Source organism: Pseudomonas sp. LjRoot277 (assembly GCF_964253845.1).
Classification (GTDB): Bacteria; Pseudomonadota; Gammaproteobacteria; order Pseudomonadales; family Pseudomonadaceae; genus Aquipseudomonas.
Genome location: NZ_CAXURI020000001.1, coordinates 6,448,499 through 6,464,896, shown reverse-complemented (window position 1 = coordinate 6,464,896; position 16,398 = coordinate 6,448,499). Strand labels below are relative to the sequence as shown.

12 protein-coding genes are annotated in these 16,398 nt (G+C 60.3%); 9 read left to right on the top strand and 3 right to left on the bottom strand.

Annotated features, from left to right (window positions below):
* Window positions 1–128: 128 nt before the first annotated feature.
* Window positions 129–572: a YkgJ family cysteine cluster protein gene (locus ACSQ87_RS29855; RefSeq protein WP_046045571.1), complete on the bottom strand. Its 444-nt coding sequence runs from the start codon at window positions 570–572 to the stop codon at window positions 129–131.
* A 254-nt stretch (window positions 573–826) separates the two neighbouring features.
* Between ACSQ87_RS29855 and ACSQ87_RS29850 the strand changes: the two genes are divergently transcribed.
* From ACSQ87_RS29850 to ACSQ87_RS29830, 5 genes are all read left to right on the top strand, one after another.
* On the top strand, window positions 827–3,277 hold the full coding sequence (locus tag ACSQ87_RS29850) for a glycogen/starch/alpha-glucan phosphorylase (RefSeq protein WP_436274960.1): 2,451 nt from the start codon (window positions 827–829) through the stop codon (window positions 3,275–3,277).
* 102 nt (window positions 3,278–3,379) lie between these two features.
* The gene (locus ACSQ87_RS29845) at window positions 3,380–6,967 is read left to right on the top strand and encodes a DUF2339 domain-containing protein (protein ID WP_436274959.1); all 3,588 of its coding nucleotides are present in this window, start codon (window positions 3,380–3,382) and stop codon (window positions 6,965–6,967) included.
* The gene (locus tag ACSQ87_RS29840) at window positions 6,964–8,337 is read left to right on the top strand and encodes a DUF3999 domain-containing protein (RefSeq protein WP_436274958.1); all 1,374 of its coding nucleotides are present in this window, start codon (window positions 6,964–6,966) and stop codon (window positions 8,335–8,337) included. Before ACSQ87_RS29845 ends, ACSQ87_RS29840 begins: the two co-directional genes overlap by 4 nt.
* Window positions 8,338–8,496: 159 nt before the next feature.
* Entirely contained in the window at window positions 8,497–9,507 is a 1,011-nt protein-coding gene (locus tag ACSQ87_RS29835) for a class 1 fructose-bisphosphatase (protein ID WP_150656762.1), read from the top strand.
* A 3-nt stretch (window positions 9,508–9,510) separates the two neighbouring features.
* On the top strand, window positions 9,511–10,113 hold the full coding sequence (locus tag ACSQ87_RS29830) for a DUF924 family protein (protein ID WP_223431144.1): 603 nt from the start codon (window positions 9,511–9,513) through the stop codon (window positions 10,111–10,113).
* A 117-nt stretch (window positions 10,114–10,230) separates the two neighbouring features.
* On the opposite strand, the gene ACSQ87_RS29825 is transcribed toward ACSQ87_RS29830, so the two are convergent.
* The gene (locus ACSQ87_RS29825; RefSeq protein WP_150656760.1) at window positions 10,231–12,123 is read right to left on the bottom strand and encodes a methyl-accepting chemotaxis protein; all 1,893 of its coding nucleotides are present in this window, start codon (window positions 12,121–12,123) and stop codon (window positions 10,231–10,233) included.
* A 283-nt stretch (window positions 12,124–12,406) separates the two neighbouring features.
* Between ACSQ87_RS29825 and ACSQ87_RS29820 the strand changes: the two genes are divergently transcribed.
* Together ACSQ87_RS29820 and ACSQ87_RS29815 are read left to right on the top strand one after the other, a co-directional pair.
* Window positions 12,407–12,661, top strand: a complete 255-nt coding sequence (locus ACSQ87_RS29820) for a lipoprotein (protein ID WP_046052167.1) — start codon at window positions 12,407–12,409, stop codon at window positions 12,659–12,661.
* A 31-nt stretch (window positions 12,662–12,692) separates the two neighbouring features.
* Window positions 12,693–13,262 carry a lipocalin family protein gene (locus ACSQ87_RS29815; RefSeq protein WP_223431143.1) on the top strand — a complete coding sequence of 190 codons (570 nt, stop codon included), beginning with the start codon at window positions 12,693–12,695 and terminating at the stop codon, window positions 13,260–13,262.
* 118 nt (window positions 13,263–13,380) lie between these two features.
* Here the strand turns inward: ACSQ87_RS29815 and ACSQ87_RS29810 are convergent, their stop codons facing one another.
* Window positions 13,381–14,745, bottom strand: coding sequence for a formimidoylglutamate deiminase (locus ACSQ87_RS29810; protein WP_436274957.1), 1,365 nt, complete (start codon window positions 14,743–14,745; stop codon window positions 13,381–13,383).
* Window positions 14,746–14,945: 200 nt separating this feature from the next.
* Here ACSQ87_RS29810 and hutC point away from each other — a divergent pair, with 200 nt between their 5' ends.
* Both hutC and ACSQ87_RS29800 read left to right on the top strand, forming a co-directional pair.
* Complete coding sequence (gene hutC, locus ACSQ87_RS29805; protein WP_236713266.1) at window positions 14,946–15,614, top strand: histidine utilization repressor; 669 nt, start codon at window positions 14,946–14,948, stop codon at window positions 15,612–15,614.
* A gap of 22 nt (window positions 15,615–15,636) precedes the next feature.
* Window positions 15,637–16,206 (top strand): HutD/Ves family protein, encoded by a 570-nt coding sequence (locus ACSQ87_RS29800; protein ID WP_436274956.1) that lies wholly within the window; start codon window positions 15,637–15,639, stop codon window positions 16,204–16,206.
* The last annotated feature ends 192 nt before the right edge of the window (window positions 16,207–16,398 follow it).

Genomic DNA, 16,398 nt, shown 5'->3' with positions numbered 1-16,398 from the left:
TGCGCAGCAGTCGTGAAATCAAACGCTGCGGTGCATCATATAAATCGTATTTTCCGGCCTGCGACTGCTGCGCAGCCGAACGCAGCCTCGCTGGGGCTCGACAGCTGCTACGGGGAATCGAGGCGGCTTTAAAACTTCTCGAGGGTCCGACGGCTCTCGCTGGACTCGCGCGCCACTTCTTTCGGCTTATACGCGCAATACCCCGGCCGCGGCCCGATTTTCGGGTGGTTGCGGCAAGTATCCGGGCGCTTTTCATAAATAGTGCACAGACGGCTCTTACGATCCAGGTACAGGCAATCGTTGTTGCTCATGCGCTGAAGGGTGAAGATCTCGGACTTCTGGTTGTAACGCTCGACGATCCCTTCCTTCTGCAAACGCTTGGCAATGTTCTTCGGCGGCTCGCCGCGCTCGAATTCATCGACGATGCCGATACGGATCAGATCCTTGATCTTGACCTCGACCGGCAGGGTGCAGCAGCTGGAAACACACGAACCACACATCGGGGCGGAGTACTTGGCCCAGGTATCGAGGCGATCGATCTCCGCGGCGGCGATCAGGTTGGACTTCATCATCGGTTGTTACCAGCGTGCATCAGGGCGCGCGATCATACCGGGACTGGTGGATTTTTGAACAACCTTTCGCCAGATTTTTTCGTATTCCGCCCAATAACACCTGTAACCCGGCACGGCCCCTGCATTCTTTCCGGTGCGCGACAAGGTAATGTCGATCTATCTCACACTAACGGGAAAAACTGCCGAACCAGAGTTCCAACGGCCTGTCAGACCGTCTAGGCTCAACTACTCCACGCTCGCTCGAGGTCCTATCGATGACTCAAGAACCACTTGTTCGCGAAGCAGAGGTGGCCGCATTCCGCGACGCCGTCTTGACCAAACTCACCTACGCGGTGGGCAAAGACCCGGATCACGCCTTCGACCACGACTGGTTCGAAGCCATTGCCCTGGCGGCGCGCGATCACATGGTCGAGCACTGGATGGATCACACCCGGCAGATCTACCGCAAAGGTCAGAAGCGGGTTTATTACCTCTCCCTCGAATTTCTGATCGGCCGTCTGCTCTACGACAGCCTGAGCAACCTTGGCCTGCTCGACGTCGCCCGCGAAGCCATGACAGAACTCGGCGTCGATATTGAACGCATCCGCCTGCTGGAGCCCGACGCAGCACTGGGCAACGGCGGCCTCGGTCGCCTGGCCGCGTGCTTCATGGAAAGCATGTCGACCCTCGGAATCGCCGGGCACGGTTACGGTATTCGTTATGAGCACGGCTTGTTCCGCCAGGCCATCGTCGACGGCTGGCAGCAGGAACAGACCGAACACTGGCTGGATTTCGGTAACCCTTGGGAGTTCGAACGACCAGAGGTCGTTTACCCGATCGGCTTCGGCGGCAGTGTCGAAACCGTCACCGACGAAACCGGCAAGTCCAAGCAAGTCTGGACGCCAGCGGAAACCGTTCGCGCGATTGCGTATGACACGCCGGTCGTCGGCTGGCGCGGGGCGAGCGTCAACACGCTGCGCCTGTGGCGCGCCCGGGCCATGGAAGATTTGCATCTGGAACGCTTCAATGCCGGCGACCACTTGGGCGCCGTGGCAGAAGTCGCCCGGGCCGAAAGTATTTCCCGGGTGCTCTACCCTGCGGACAGCACCGAAGCCGGCCAGGAACTGCGCCTGCGTCAGGAGTATTTCTTCGTCGCCGCGTCCTTGCAGGACTTGCTGCGCCGCCATCGCAACATGCACACCTCGGTCCTGACCCTGGGCGATCATGCCGCGATCCAGCTCAACGACACCCACCCTTCGATTGCCGTCGCCGAGCTGATGCGGCAACTGGTCGATGTCTATGACGTCGCGTGGGATGCGGCGTGGCAGGTCACCGTCGACACGCTGTCCTACACCAACCACACGCTGCTGCCGGAAGCACTGGAAACCTGGCCGGTCGGTTTGATGGAGCGGATGCTGCCGCGGCACATGCAGATCATTTACTTGATCAACGCCCAGCACATCGATTCGCTGCGGGCCAAGGGTATCCATGACTTCGAGGTGCTGCGCGCGGTGTCGCTGATCGAGGAAGACAACGGCCGCCGCGTGCGCATGGGCAACCTCGCGTTCCTTGGCTCCCACAGCGTCAACGGCGTGTCCGGGCTGCACACGCAGTTGATGCGCAAAACGGTGTTCTCCGAACTGCACAAACTCTACCCGGACCGGATCAACAACAAGACCAACGGCATCACCTTCCGCCGCTGGCTCTACCAAGCCAACCCGGAGCTGACCTCGATGATGGTCGATGCCCTCGGCCCGGATCTGCTGGACAACCCGGAAGAACGTTTGCTCGGCCTGGAACCGTTCGCCGAGAAAGCCGCGTTCCGCAAGGCGTTCGCCGAGCAGCGGCTGCACAGCAAGAAAGCCTTGGCGTACATCATTCACGAGCGACTTGGCGTTGCGGTCAACCCGGCGGCGATGTTCGACGTGCAGGTCAAGCGGATCCACGAATACAAACGTCAATTGCTCAACTTGCTGCACACCGTTGCGCTGTATCAGGCGATTCGTGCCGAGCCGGAAATCGATTGGGTGCCGCGGGTGAAGATCTTCGCCGGCAAGGCGGCGGCCAGTTATCACCAGGCCAAGCTGATCATCAAACTGACCAATGACATCGCCCGGGTGGTGAACAACGATCCGACGGTGCGCGGTTTGCTGAAAGTGGTGTTCCTGCCCAACTACAACGTCAGTCTGGCGGAGAGCATCATTCCGGCAGCGGATTTGTCGGAGCAGATTTCCACTGCAGGCTTCGAGGCCTCGGGCACCAGCAACATGAAGTTCGGCCTCAACGGTGCGCTGACCATTGGCACCCTGGACGGGGCCAACGTCGAAATGTGCGAACGCATCGGTGCCGAACACATGTTCATCTTCGGCCTCAGCGCTCAGCAAGTTGAAGCGCGCAAGCAGAACCATGAGTTCAACGCGACGCCGGATATTGCGGCATCCCACCGGCTGAATGACGTGCTGCAAGCGATTCGCGGCGGGGTGTTCTCGCCGGATGATCCTTCCCGTTACACAGGATTGATCGATTCGCTGATCGACTACGACCGCTTCCTGGTCTGCGCCGATTTCGATTCTTACTGGGACGCGCAGATGCGGGTTGAAGCCCATTGGCACGATTCGAAGGAATGGTGGCGTTCGGCGGTGTTGAGCACCTCCCGGATGGGCTGGTTCTCGTCCGACCGGACCATTCGCGAGTACGCCACGGATATCTGGAAAGCTTTGGAGTAACTTTTAGCAATAATTGCGAGCAAGGCCCGACGGTTGTTGGGCCTGGCCGATATACTGAGCGTCAGTTTGCCGGATTGGCCACTGCGCTTAGGGATATCGACCATGCAATGGATGTTCATGCTGATTGGGCTGGTGCTGGGCTGGGTACTCGACGAGTCGTTCAGCGATGCGCTGCTGGGCGCGCTGCTCGGGTTGGGTATTGGCCAGGCCATTCGCATTGGCCGCTTGGGTTCACAAGCTGACCAGCAGCGCCAGCTGCTTCAACAGGCGCAGGTGACGCTGAATGCGGTCGAGCAACGTCTGGCATTGCTGGAGGTATCAGGTGTCAAGGCGCCGGAAACCAGTGAGCCAGTTGCCAGCGAAGCTGCTGCACCTCCTGAATTCACTCTCGACGAAATCCCTGCCGAGGCCCCGGAGCTGATCTGGGAACTCCCTCCCGAACTGGAACCGATCACCGCGGCCGCTGCCGAAACGAGCCGTCCAGTGCCCGTCGATGCCTGGAAACCCGAACCGGTCGCCCGCGAGCCGCAACAACCCGCCATCCCGCGCGGCCCGAACTTCATCGACCGCGCCATCAGTGGTGCCCGCAACTGGCTGTTCGGCGGCAACACCGTGCTGCGGGTCGGTGTGGTGCTGTTGTTTCTCGGCTTGGCCTTCCTGTTGCGTTACGCCACCGAAGGCATGGTGGTACCGATCGAGATGCGTTACGCCGGTGTTGCGGCGGCGGCATTGGGGCTTCTGGGGCTGGGTTGGTGGCTTAGAACACGCAACAGCCATTACGCGTTGATGTTGCAGGGCACCGGGATCGCGGTGTTGTACCTGACCGTGTTTGCCGCGATGCGCCTGCATCCGCTGCTCGATCCTACGGCGGCATTAGGTCTGCTGGTTGCAGTGACGGTGTTCTCGGCGATCCTCGCCATCACCCAGGATGCCTTGGGCCTGGCTGCCGCTGCAGCATTGGGCGGTTTTGCCGCGCCGATCCTGACCTCCACCGGCGCCGGCAACCATGTCGCGCTGTTCAGCTACTTCGCCTTGCTCAACGCCGGCATCCTCGCCATCGCCTGGTTCAAGGCCTGGCGGCTGCTCAACCTGATCGGTTTCGTCGGCACCTTCGGCATCGGTTTCGCCTGGGGCCTGCGTTCCTATACCCCGGAACTGCTGTGGAGCACCGAGCCGTTCCTGATTGTGTTCTTCCTGATGTACCTGGCCATTGGTCTGCTGTTCGCCCGACGCAAGTTGCTGGAAATGAGCGACGCCCCCGAGGACGACAGTCGTGAAGCGCTGCTGCACTGGTCGGCGCACAAGGGCGATTACGTCGACGGCACGATGCTGTTCGGTCCTCCGTTGGTGGGCTTCGGCTTGCAGTTCGCATTGGTCCAGCACCTGGAATTCGCCGCAGCCTTCAGCGCTTTGGCATTGGGCATGATTTACATGGGGCTGGCGCGGCTGTTGATGGGCGGACGAGCGTTGCTGCTGGCGGAAACCTGCCTGGCGCTGGGGGTGATCTTCGCCAGCCTGGCAATTCCGTTGGGGCTCGATGCGCGCTGGACCGCCGCCGCTTGGGCCGTTGAAGGCGCCGGCATCTTCTGGCTTGGCCTGCGTCAGCAACGACCGTTGGCCCGAGCCTTTGCCTTGCTGCTGCAATTGGGTTCGGCGCTGGCGTTTATCAGCGAACTGCGGATCGGTGAAAGCAGCCTGCTAGACGGTGCGCCGCTCGGCGCGTTGATGCTCGGCGTGGCGTTGTTGTTCAGCTTTTACCAGTTGCGCAAAGCCTTGCCCGAGCAGACGTCGGACTGGGAACGCAAAGGGCTGCCGGTATTGGCCTGCCTCGGTCTGACCTTCCTCTATCTGCTGGCGCCGTTGTTTTTCTTCACCGACGGCACGGCGATCAGTTGGGCGCTGGCGGGGTTGGCGACGTTGTTTGTTGGCTTGCGTCTGCAATCGCGCACGTTCCTGTTCACCGCATTCGCCGTGCAGTTGCTCGGCGGTGCGTTGTTCCTGCTGCGGCTGCAAGGTTCTAGCGGTGAGTCCGGTGCCGTGTTCAGTGCGGGTTGGAGCGGTTTGCTGAGCGCGTCGTTGATCGGCCTGGCGCTGATCGCTGGCATGTTGCTGGCGGCGCGCGATGAGATGGTCCGAAGCGACGTGAGATTGCTGCGTGGCTTGTCGGTGGTACTGCTGGCCGGTCTGGTGTTGATCAATCTGGCGGTGCTGTTCGTCCTGCCTTGGCAAACGGCGAGCGCGGTGTGGGCGGCCAGCGGTCTGTTCATCATCTGGCTCAGCCTGTACCTGAAGCAGCGCGTGAGTTTTGTCTTCGGTCTGCTGTTGCAGGTCATTGGCGGCGCGGCGTTCCTGATGGCCGGGCCTGATTTGCTCGGACCGCTTGCGAGCGAAGGATTGAGGCCTCTGGCTCATAGCGGTTTCTGGACGCCGATGGTGTTGGGTCTGGCTGCGATGGTTGGCGCCTGGCGCTTGCAGTTCGGCAATCATGCTTCGGCCTTCGATGTGCTGAGCTTGCAGCGTTTGTCCGAAGTGCTGCTGGTGTGGGGCGCGGCTTGGTGGGCGCTGGCGTGGATCAGTGAAGTGCTGCGCTTCGCACCGTTGAATCTGCACGCGACCTTGCTGCTGGCGGTCGCGGCGCTGAGCGTGGCGTTGTGGACAGTGTTGGCGCTACGCCTGAAATGGTCGTCGTTGGGCTTGCTCTGCACCTTGCTGATGCCTGCGGCCGGTTTGGTGTTGCTGGCTGCGTGGCACTCGCGTTATCACCCGGCGGCCAATGTTGGTTGGCTGGTATGGGCGGCCGTGTTCGTGGTGCATTTCCTCTCTCTGCGGCGTCTGGCGCCGATGTTGCCGGCGCGCGCCCTCAGTACCGCCCATGTGCTCGGCTGCTGGCTGTTGATCGGTGTGTTGGCCCTGGAGCTGCGTTACGGCCTGTTGCTGTTGTCCGAGCAGTACAACGCCTGGCGCTGGTTGGGTTGGGCGATTCTGCCGAGCCTGTATCTGGTGCTGATGGCGGCACCCCGTGCCTGGCCATGGCCGGTGTCGGCGTATTCGCGCGAATACCGTGTGTACGCGGCGGCACCGCTGGCGTTGCTGATGCTCGGCTGGTTCTGGCTGGCGAACGTCGTCAGCGACGGCACCGCCGAGCCGTTGCCATACGTGCCGCTGATCAACCCGCTGGAGTTGGGTCTGCTGTTTGCGCTGTTCGGCGTCTACGTGTGGTCCCGCAGCGCTGTGGCGCAACTGGCGATTCGCAAGGACTATGCCGAATACGCCACGCAACTGATCGCTGGCGCCTCGTTGTTTGTGTTCTTCACGGCGCTGGTGATGCGCACGGCCCATCATTGGGGCGGTGTGCCGTTCGAGCTGGATGCGTTGCTCGAATCCATGCTGGTGCAGGCCGGTCTGTCCATCGTCTGGACCTTGATGGCCCTGAGTCTGATGATCGGCGGCCATCTGCGTCATCGCCGAGAAGTCTGGCTGATCGGTGCGGCGCTGATCGGTGTAGTGGTGGCCAAACTGTTCTTTGTCGAATTGAGCAACCGCGGCGGACTCGCCCGGATCGTCTCGTTTATCGGCGTTGGCGTGTTGCTGTTGGTGGTGGGCTATTTCGCCCCGTTGCCGCCCAAGCGCGCCGAGGCTGTGCCGGAGGCTGAAAAACCGGCCCCGCAAACCGAAGGAGTGTCGTCTTGAGTCAGAAGCTGAACCTTGTCTGGTTGGGCGCCGTTGCGCTGGGGGTGGCGCTGTCGGCCGGTGCTCAGGAAAAATTGGCGGACTTCACCACACAGGTGCCATTGTCGGTCAGCGGCGAAGGTCCGTGGTATCGCCTCGAATTGCCGTTGAGCGTGCAATTGAAGGCGCGGCAAACCGATCTCAGCGATGTGCGCGTATTCAATGCCGCCGGTGAGGCTCAGGCGTATTCCTTGGCGCGCGCGCCGGCGCAGACCAGCGAAAACCGCACCCTGACTGACGTGAAATGGTTCCCGCTGTACAACTCGGCGGATTCCACCGAGCACGCACCGAGCGTGCGGGTGCAATCGAGCGCCAATGGCACGCTGGTCGAAGTTCAGCCGTCCAGTCAGCTGGAGGTGGGCGAAGAAATGCTGCGCGGCTGGTTGCTCGACGCCAGTAGCATCAAAGCACCGTTGCAGCAGTTGATCCTCGACTGGACCAGTGAGCGCGACGGTTTCCAGCGTTTCACCATCGAGGCCAGCGACGACCTGCAGCATTGGCAGTCATGGGGCGAAGGGCAGGTGGCACGCCTGACGTTTGCCGACGAGCGGGTCGAGCAACATGAAGTCGCCTTGCCGGGCCAGTCGGCCCGTTATCTGCGCTTGCTGTGGAACACGCCGCAATCGGCACCGACGTTGACCTCGGCGCAACTGCAAAGCGCCAAGACCCGCAGTCTGCCGCTACCGCTTGTCTGGTCGCAACCGCTGGCTGGCAGCAGCGTAAAGGCCGGTGAATACACTTGGCAATTACCCATGGGGCTGAATGTCGAACGCTTGCAGGTCGAGTTGAGCCAGCCCAACAGTTTGGCGCCCGTGACCTTGTCCGGTCGTCGGGAAAGCAGCCTGCCGTGGCAGCCGCTGGGCAGCGGTTTGCTCTACCGCCTGACCCAGAGTGGCCAGGACGTGGTGCAGAACGAATTGCAGCTGTCGGGGCAAACCGTTCAGCAGTTGAAGCTGACGGTGGACGAGCGCGGCGGCGGTCTGGGGGCCGAGGCGCCGACTGTGCGGTTCGCCGTGCGCTCCATTCAATTGGTGTTCCTGGCGCGCGGAGCGGGGCCTTATACGCTCGCGCTGGGAAGTGCCACGGTGAAGGCGGCGAACCTGCCGCTGTCGACGTTGATTCCGGATTACAGCGCTGCAAAGTTGGCGACATTGGGCAAGGCTACGGTGGACGGCGGGGCGGTGGCCACGCCAGCGTCGACCGTGACAACGGCTGCGCCGACGGACACCAACTGGAAGAAATTCGGGTTGTGGGCGGTGCTGCTGCTCAGTGTTTTGTTTCTGGCATCGATGGCGTTCAATCTGTTGCGCAAGCCGCCGGTCAAGCCCTGAAACTGGCAGCAACGCCCGGTGCACATCCGGGCGGTTTCGAACTACGCTCAACCGGGCGCATGAACTCTATTGGGTGTAACACGTCTGATAGGAGGAAATGCGCCCCGACTCGCGTTAAACTGCGCGGGTTTTTAGCCCCCCATTCCACCGGAGCCTTCCATGTCCCGCGTTACCCTGAGTCGCTATTTGATTGAGCAGACCCGTAGCAATAACACCCCTGCCGATCTGCGTTTCCTGATCGAAGTGGTGGCGCGTGCTTGCAAAGAGATCAACCACGCCGTGTCCAAAGGCGCCCTCGGTGGTGTTCTGGGCAGCATGGGCACTGAAAACGTCCAAGGTGAAGTGCAGAAGAAACTCGACGTGATCTCCAACGAGATCCTGCTCGAAGCCAACGAATGGGGCGGTCACCTGGCCGGCATGGCGTCCGAAGAAATGGACAACGCCTACCAGATCCCGGGCAAATACCCGAAAGGCGCGTACTTGCTGGTATTCGACCCACTGGACGGCTCGTCGAACATCGATATCAACGCGCCGGTCGGTACTATCTTCTCGGTGCTGCGTTGCCCGAACGAATACCTGAGCCAAAACGAGCCCTTGAACGAAAAGGCTTTCCTGCAGCCAGGCACCGAGCAAGTGGCTGCCGGTTACGCGATCTACGGTCCACAGACCATGTTGATCCTGACCTTGGGCGACGGCGTAAAAGGCTTCACCCTGGACCGCGAAATGGGCAGCTTCGTGCTGACCCATGAAGACATCAAGATTCCGGAGTCCACTCAGGAATTCGCGATCAACGCGTCCAATCAGCGTCACTGGGAAGCTCCGGTACAACGCTACGTCAGCGAATTGCTGGCTGGCGACGAAGGCCCGCTGAAAAAGAACTACAACATGCGCTGGGTCGCCGCGATGGTCGCGGACGTGCACCGCATCCTGACCCGTGGTGGCTTGTTCATGTACCCACGCGACAGCCGCGAGCCGTCCAAGCCGGGCAAGCTGCGTCTGATGTACGAAGCCAACCCGATGTCGTTCCTGGTTGAACAGGCTGGCGGCGCTTCCACCGATGGCCATCAGCGCATTCTCGACATCAAGCCTGACGGCTTGCACCAGCGTGTCGCGGTGTTCCTCGGCTCGAAAGAAGAAGTCGCACGCGTCACGGCTTACCACAAGGAATAAACCATGACCGCGCCCTGGCAGCCGTTGCTCGAATGGTGGTTCGGAACGCTCGAATTCCCCAACGAAATATCGGCTGACAAGGGCAAGTTATGGTTCGGCAAGCGCGACAGCCAGGACCTCGAAGCGCGCACGCGTTTCGGGGACTGGGTCGAGCAGGCACTGGCCGGCGGATTGACCGAGTGGGCGCAACGCCCCGAAGGTTGGCTGGCCCTGGTGCTGCTGCTCGATCAACTTCCGCGCATGATCTATCGCGACACTCCCAAATCCTTTTCAGGCGATCTCAGGGCTCAGGCACTGGTAGCGCAAGGCATTGCTGCGGATTTCGATCGGCAACTACGGCCGATTCAGCGGGTGTTCATCTATCTGGTGTTTGAGCATTGCGAGAATCTGGCGGTGCAGAACGAGGCGGTTTCGCGGTTTATCGATCTGGTGGCGCAGCAACCTGAGGCTGATCGGGCGGTGTTTGCCGATAACCTGGATTATGCCGAGCGGCATCAGAAAGTGATTGCGCGGTTTGGACGGTTTCCGCATCGCAATGCGGTGTTGGGAAGGGAGTCTACGGCTGAGGAGTTGGAGTTTCTTTCGGGGCCTGGTTCAAGGTTCTAAATCTTCATCGCGGCTGATGCCGTCATCGCGAGCAAGCTCGCTCCCACAGGAGATTTGTGCATGACACAAATCAAGTGTGGGAGCGAGCTTGCTCGCGATGAGGCCTTTAAAAGCGCTTTAGATCCGGAAGCTGCCAACCAACTGTTTAAGCCGCGCCGCCTGCTGCTCAAGGTCTGAACACGCGCGCAACGTCGCCTGCAGGTTCTCCACGCCTTCCTGGTTCAGCGTGTTGATCTCGGTGATGTCGACGTTGATCGACTCCACCACCGCCGTCTGCTCTTCCGTCGCAGTAGCCACCGACTGGTTCATCCCGTCGATCTCACCGATACGCTGAGTCACGCTGCCCAGACGTTCGCCCGCCTGGTTGGCGATGCCGACGCTGCTTTCGCTTTGGCGCTGGCTGTCGGTCATGGTGATCACGGCTTCCCGGGCGCCGACTTGCAGTTCCTCGATCATCTTCTGCACTTGCTGTGCCGAATCCTGAGTACGGTGCGCGAGGTTACGCACCTCGTCTGCTACCACGGCAAAACCGCGACCGGCTTCACCGGCACGGGCCGCTTCGATGGCGGCGTTGAGTGCCAGCAGGTTGGTCTGCTGGGAGATGCTGGTGATCACTTCCAGAATCTGCCCGATGTTCACGGTGTTGCTGTTGAGCGTTTCGATGTTGCCGCACGAATCGCTGATCTTCGCCGAGAGCTGCTGCATCGCCGCGATGGTTTTATCGACGACTTGCTGACCGTCCTCGGCCAATGCGCGAGCATCGCTCGAATGCTGAGAGGCGAGGGCGGCGTTCTGAGCAATTTCCTGGGCGGCGGCGCCCAGCTCGTTGATGGCGGCGGCGACGCTGCTGGTGCGCGAGGCTTGCTGGTCGGAGTTGAACATCGACGAATTCGACGCAGCAACCACACGCAAGGCGACTTCGTTGACCTGGCCGGTGGCCGAGGACACCTCGCGAATCGACGTATGAATACGCTCCACAAAACGGTTGAACGAGGTGCCCAGCGCACCAAATTCGTCCTGGCCGTGGATGGTCAGGCGTTTGGTCAGGTCACCTTCGCCTTCCGCGATGTCATGCATGGCGCGGCCCATGGTCAGTAGCGGCTGCATCAAGAAGCTGATCAGCATGCCCAGCAGCGCGATGATGATCACCACGGCAATGACCATGGCGATGATCGCCGAGGTGCGAAATTCGCTGAGCATCGAGAACGCGGTGTCCTGATCCAGCACCAGCGCCACGTACCAGTCTGCCGAGGGCACACCGTTGACGTGGGTAAAGGAGATGAATTGAGTCTTGCCGTCGATCTCGACTTCTTTCATGCCCGGGCTGACTTTCGGCGCGCCGTTCGGGTAGGCGTCGGTCAGGCTCTTGAGCACCAGTTTGCTGTCCGGGTGAATCAGGATCTTGCCGTCGGCACTGACGATGAACGCGTGGCCGTGGCCGCCGAAGTTCAGCGAGTTGATGATCGCGCTGACGCTGGACAAGTCGATGTCTGCGCCGGCGACGCCGATCATTTGATTCTGATGTTTCACCGGGGTGGCAACGGTGATCACCAGTTTGCCCGACGACGCGGCGATGTAGGGTTCGGTGACGATGGTCTGTTGCGCGCCGTTGGCCGCCTTGTACCAGCCGCGGGCGCGGGGGTCGTAATCCGCGGCACGATTGCCGGCCGGGACCGAGAACATCACGCCGTCGGTGCCACCGAAGTAGCTCAGCTGAAAATTACTGGTGTAGGCGGGCAGGTCGATGGCGCGCTTGAGGTTGGCCTGGGCGCTGCCGTCCACCGCGATCTGCTGAGACAGCGATTGCAGCAACTGAATGCGGCTTTCCAGCCAGGTCTGGATGTTGCTGGTGGTCAGGCTGCCGAGTTCCTGCATCGAGGATTCGGTACTGCTGCGCAGGGTTTGCCGCTGGCGATAGTCGTTGAAGAGGATGAAACAAGCGAATGCAACGGCCACCACGAGGGCGGCAGCCAACAAGATCTTGTGGCTGAACTTCATGTTTCTGGTCATTAAATGAGCTACCGCGGAGAGGCTGGTCAACAAAGGGGCGTCAATTTGCCACAGTCGTGGGCGTTGCGCTGCTTTTATGTCGACTGACCGGCGCCAAAGATTAGGCGGATTTTGTGAAAACCGACGAAATACTCAATAGCGAAAGAAAGTTGCTGATTTTTCGAAACAAGACAGACGAGCGGCCTGATAAATAGCCGGCCGGACAGGGAACCAGACAAGGGTTTTCTCTTCTAAGCTTCAGCTTGGCAGCCATGCCATTCCCCTTCGCCCCAGGAGCTACACCATGTCGCTGCGTTCTATCGCCCTGCTTTCGTTCTGCGTGTTGTTGGCCGCGTGCAGCAAGGTTAATCAGGAAAACTACTCGAAGCTGTCGTCAGGCATGCCCAAGGCCGAAGTAGAAACCTTACTGGGCAAACCCGCCGATTGCTCGGGCGCACTGGGCATGTCCAGTTGCACTTGGGGCGACAAGAACAGCTTTATCAGCGTGCAGTACGCCGGTGACAAAGTGCTGATGTTTTCTGGCCAAGGCCTGAAGTAATCCGGGGCGATGCGCCCACGGGAGAAAAATAATGAAGCGGTTACTGATAGTCCTTTTAGCCGGCCTGGTATTGGCCGGCTGCGCCACTTCCGGCGTAGATCCGTTGGCGCCGAAAACCGCCAATAGCGTCAATCTCAAGAAGTACCAAGGGACCTGGTACGAGTTGGCTCGTCTGCCGATGTATTTCCAGCGCAATTGCGCGCAATCCGAAGCCCATTACACGCTCAAGCCTGACGGCAAGGTGTTGGTGCTCAATCGCTGCCTGACGGCAGACTGGCAATGGGAAGAGGCCAAAGGCGTGGCCTGGCCACAGGAGCCTGGCAAAACCGACAAGCTGTGGGTCGAGTTCGATACCTGGTTTTCGCGGCTGATCCCGGGTGTGGCGAAGGGAGAGTACTGGGTGCTGTACGTCAGCGATGACTACAAGACCGCCATTGTTGGCGATTCGAGCCGCAAGTATCTGTGGCTGCTGTCACGGACCCCGACGGTCAATGGCGTAGTGCGTGAAGAACTGTTGAGCAAGGCACGTCAGCAGGGCTACGACACTACGCGGCTGATCTGGCGCGCGACCGACACGCAGATGGCCAAGACCTCTAACTAACGTCTAGCGCATAACCAATGTGGGAGCGGGCTTGCTCGCGAAGGGGTCATCAAATTCAACAGAGATGTTGACTGACAGTCCGCTTTCGCGAGCAAGCCCGCTCCCACATTTTTTTGCGTCAGCCTAGGAGATCGCGCAGGACTTGTGTGAAGGCGCGGTTACTTTCTTCTTCCCCTGCATGACGCCCGTCGCGCACAACCCACTGGCCATTGACCAGCACATCCCGCACCTGGCGATCACCGCCGGCAAACAACCAACGATTGAGAATTCCGTCGCCACTGGCCGTCGCCAGGTACGGATCGTTGCCATCCAGCACCAGCCAATCCGCACGTTTGCCAACTTCCAGCGCACCAATCGGCTGACCCATCGCCTGAGCGCCGCCATCCAGCGCCGCGTCGTACAGCGTGCGGCCAACCATAGGCTGATCCGCGCCATACAAACGATTACGCCGTTGGTCGCGCAGACGCTGGCCATATTCCAGCCAACGCAACTCTTCTACCACGCTCAATGACACATGGCTGTCGGAACCGATGCCCATGCGCCCGCCCTGAGCGAGGAAATCCACCGCCGGGAAGATTCCGTCGCCGAGGTTGGCTTCGGTGGTCAGGCACAAACCGGCGATGGCGCGACTCTTGGCCATCAGCGTGACTTCTTCCGGGTTGGCGTGGGTCGCGTGAACCAGGCACCAGCGTTGATCGACCTCGGTGTTCTCGTACAGCCATTGCAGTGGACGGCGGCCGCTCCAGCTCAGGCAGTCATCGACTTCTTTCTGCTGTTCGGCGATGTGGATGTGCACCGGGCACTGCTTGTCGCTGGCTGCCAGCACTTCGCTGATTTGCTGCGGTGTTACCGCGCGCAACGAGTGGAAACACAAACCCAGCGACTGCGCCGGTTGCTGCGCCAGGATCGGCTGCAAGCGCGATTGAAGCTTGAGGTAGTTTTCGGTGCTGTTGATAAAGCGGCGCTGGCCTTCGTTCGGGGCCTGGCCGCCGAAACCGGAATGGCTGTAGAGCACCGGCAGCAGGGTCAGGCCAATCCCGGCGGAGCGGGCGGCCTGGCTGATGCGCAGCGCCAGTTCGGCCGGGTCCGCGTAAGGCTGGCCGTTGGTGTCGTGGTGTACGTAATGAAATTCCGCGACCGAGGTATAACCGGCCTTGAGCATTTCGATGTACAGCTGACGAGCGATGACGCCGAGTTGATCCGGGCTGATTTTTCCGACGAGGCGATACATCAAATCGCGCCAGGTCCAGAAACTGTCATTCGGATTCCCCGCCACTTCCGCCAGCCCGGCCATGGCCCGCTGGAAGGCGTGGGAGTGTAAATTCGGCATACCCGGCAGCAGCGGACCGCTTAGCCGTTCGGCGCCATCTGCGTTGGAATCGGCCTGGATATGGGTCAACACGCCATCGGCGCTGACTTCAAGACGTACATTGTTGGCCCATCCACTAGGCAGCAGCGCGCGTTCGGCAAAGAAGGCGGACATGGTTCAGCACCCCATCGTGTGTTATTTGTATATACATATACAGACGTTTGCCTGCTCGGTAAACTCCGGCAAGCTAGCAACCTTTACTAAACGAACAAGGATTAACCGTGCCAACTCCGTCTGCCACATTGCCGCCGAATGCCAATCTGAGCGCCAATCTGGGCGACAGTCCGGCGCCCTTGTACGCCCGCGTCAAACAGATGATCACCCAGCAAATCGACAGTGGAAACTGGCCGCCGCACTACCGCGTTCCGTCGGAAAGCGAGCTGGTCAACCAGCTGGGTTTCAGTCGCATGACCATCAACCGCGCCCTGCGCGAGATGACCGCCGACGGTCTGCTGGTGCGCATGCAGGGTGTCGGCACGTTCGTCGCCGAGCCGAAAAGTCAGTCCGCGCTGTTTGAAGTGCACAACATCGCCGACGAAATCGCCTCCCGTGGCCATCGCCATACCTGCAAGGTCATCACCCTCGAAGAAGAGGCTGCCGGTTCCGAGCGCGCACTTGCCCTGGACATGCGCGAAGGCCAGAAAGTCTTTCACTCGCTGATCGTGCATTTCGAAAATGACATCCCGGTGCAAATCGAAGACCGTTTCGTCAACGCACTGGTGGCGCCGGACTACCTCAAGCAGGACTTCACCCTGCAAACGCCATACGCCTACCTGAACCAGGTCGCGCCGCTGACTGAAGGCGAACATGTGGTCGAGGCGATTCTGGCCGAGGCCAGCGAGTGCAAATTGCTACAGATTGAAAAGGGCGAGCCGTGCCTGCTGATTCGTCGCCGCACCTGGTCCGGCCGTCAGCCAGTGACCGCCGCCCGTTTGATCCACCCCGGTTCCCGTCATCGTCTGGAAGGTCGTTTTCATAAATAGAGAGAATAAATAGAGAGCATAAATGAGTCAGTTCAAGGTTCTACGCGCAATAGATTACCCACGCATGCCATGGAAAAACGGCGGCGGCAGCACTGAAGAAATCACCCGTGATGCGGGCACTGGTCTCGATGGTTTCGGTTGGCGCCTGTCGATTGCCGACATCGGCGAGTCGGGCGGTTTTTCGACATTCGCTGGCTATGAACGAGTGATCACGGTGCTGCAAGGCGACGGCATGACCTTGCGGGTTGATGGCCAGGACACGCAGCCATTGTTACCGCTGGACCCATTTGCTTTCAGCGGCGAGAGCCAGGTCTCCTGCACATTGCTCGGTGGGCCGATCCGCGACTTCAACCTGATTTATGCGCCGCAGCGTTATAGCGCGCGATTGCAGTGGCTGGACGGCGAGCAGCGGTTTTTCAGCTCTGCAGGCACCGTACTCGTGTTCAGTGTCACCGACGAGCTTGAAGTAAAGGTCGGTAACAGCGCCTCACAACTCGGTCGCCATGATTGCCTGCAACTTGACGGTAACGCCGGCCTGCTGGAAGTCTCCAGCAATGGCCAGTGCTGTGTGATCGAACTGATCGCACGCTGATTCAAAATCCCCAAAAGATCGTCCGAACGCGGCCCGAGCCTTCGGACGATCTTTTTGCTTTTCAATGTTCCCCAGCGCGCACCAACTTGTTACCGAATGCCCCAGCGTGGCGCAAAACCACGCTCAAGTAACAGCTGTAACCCTCCTCGCAAAATCCCCCCGAAAAATTTCATCTTTGCCAGAACCCTTGAT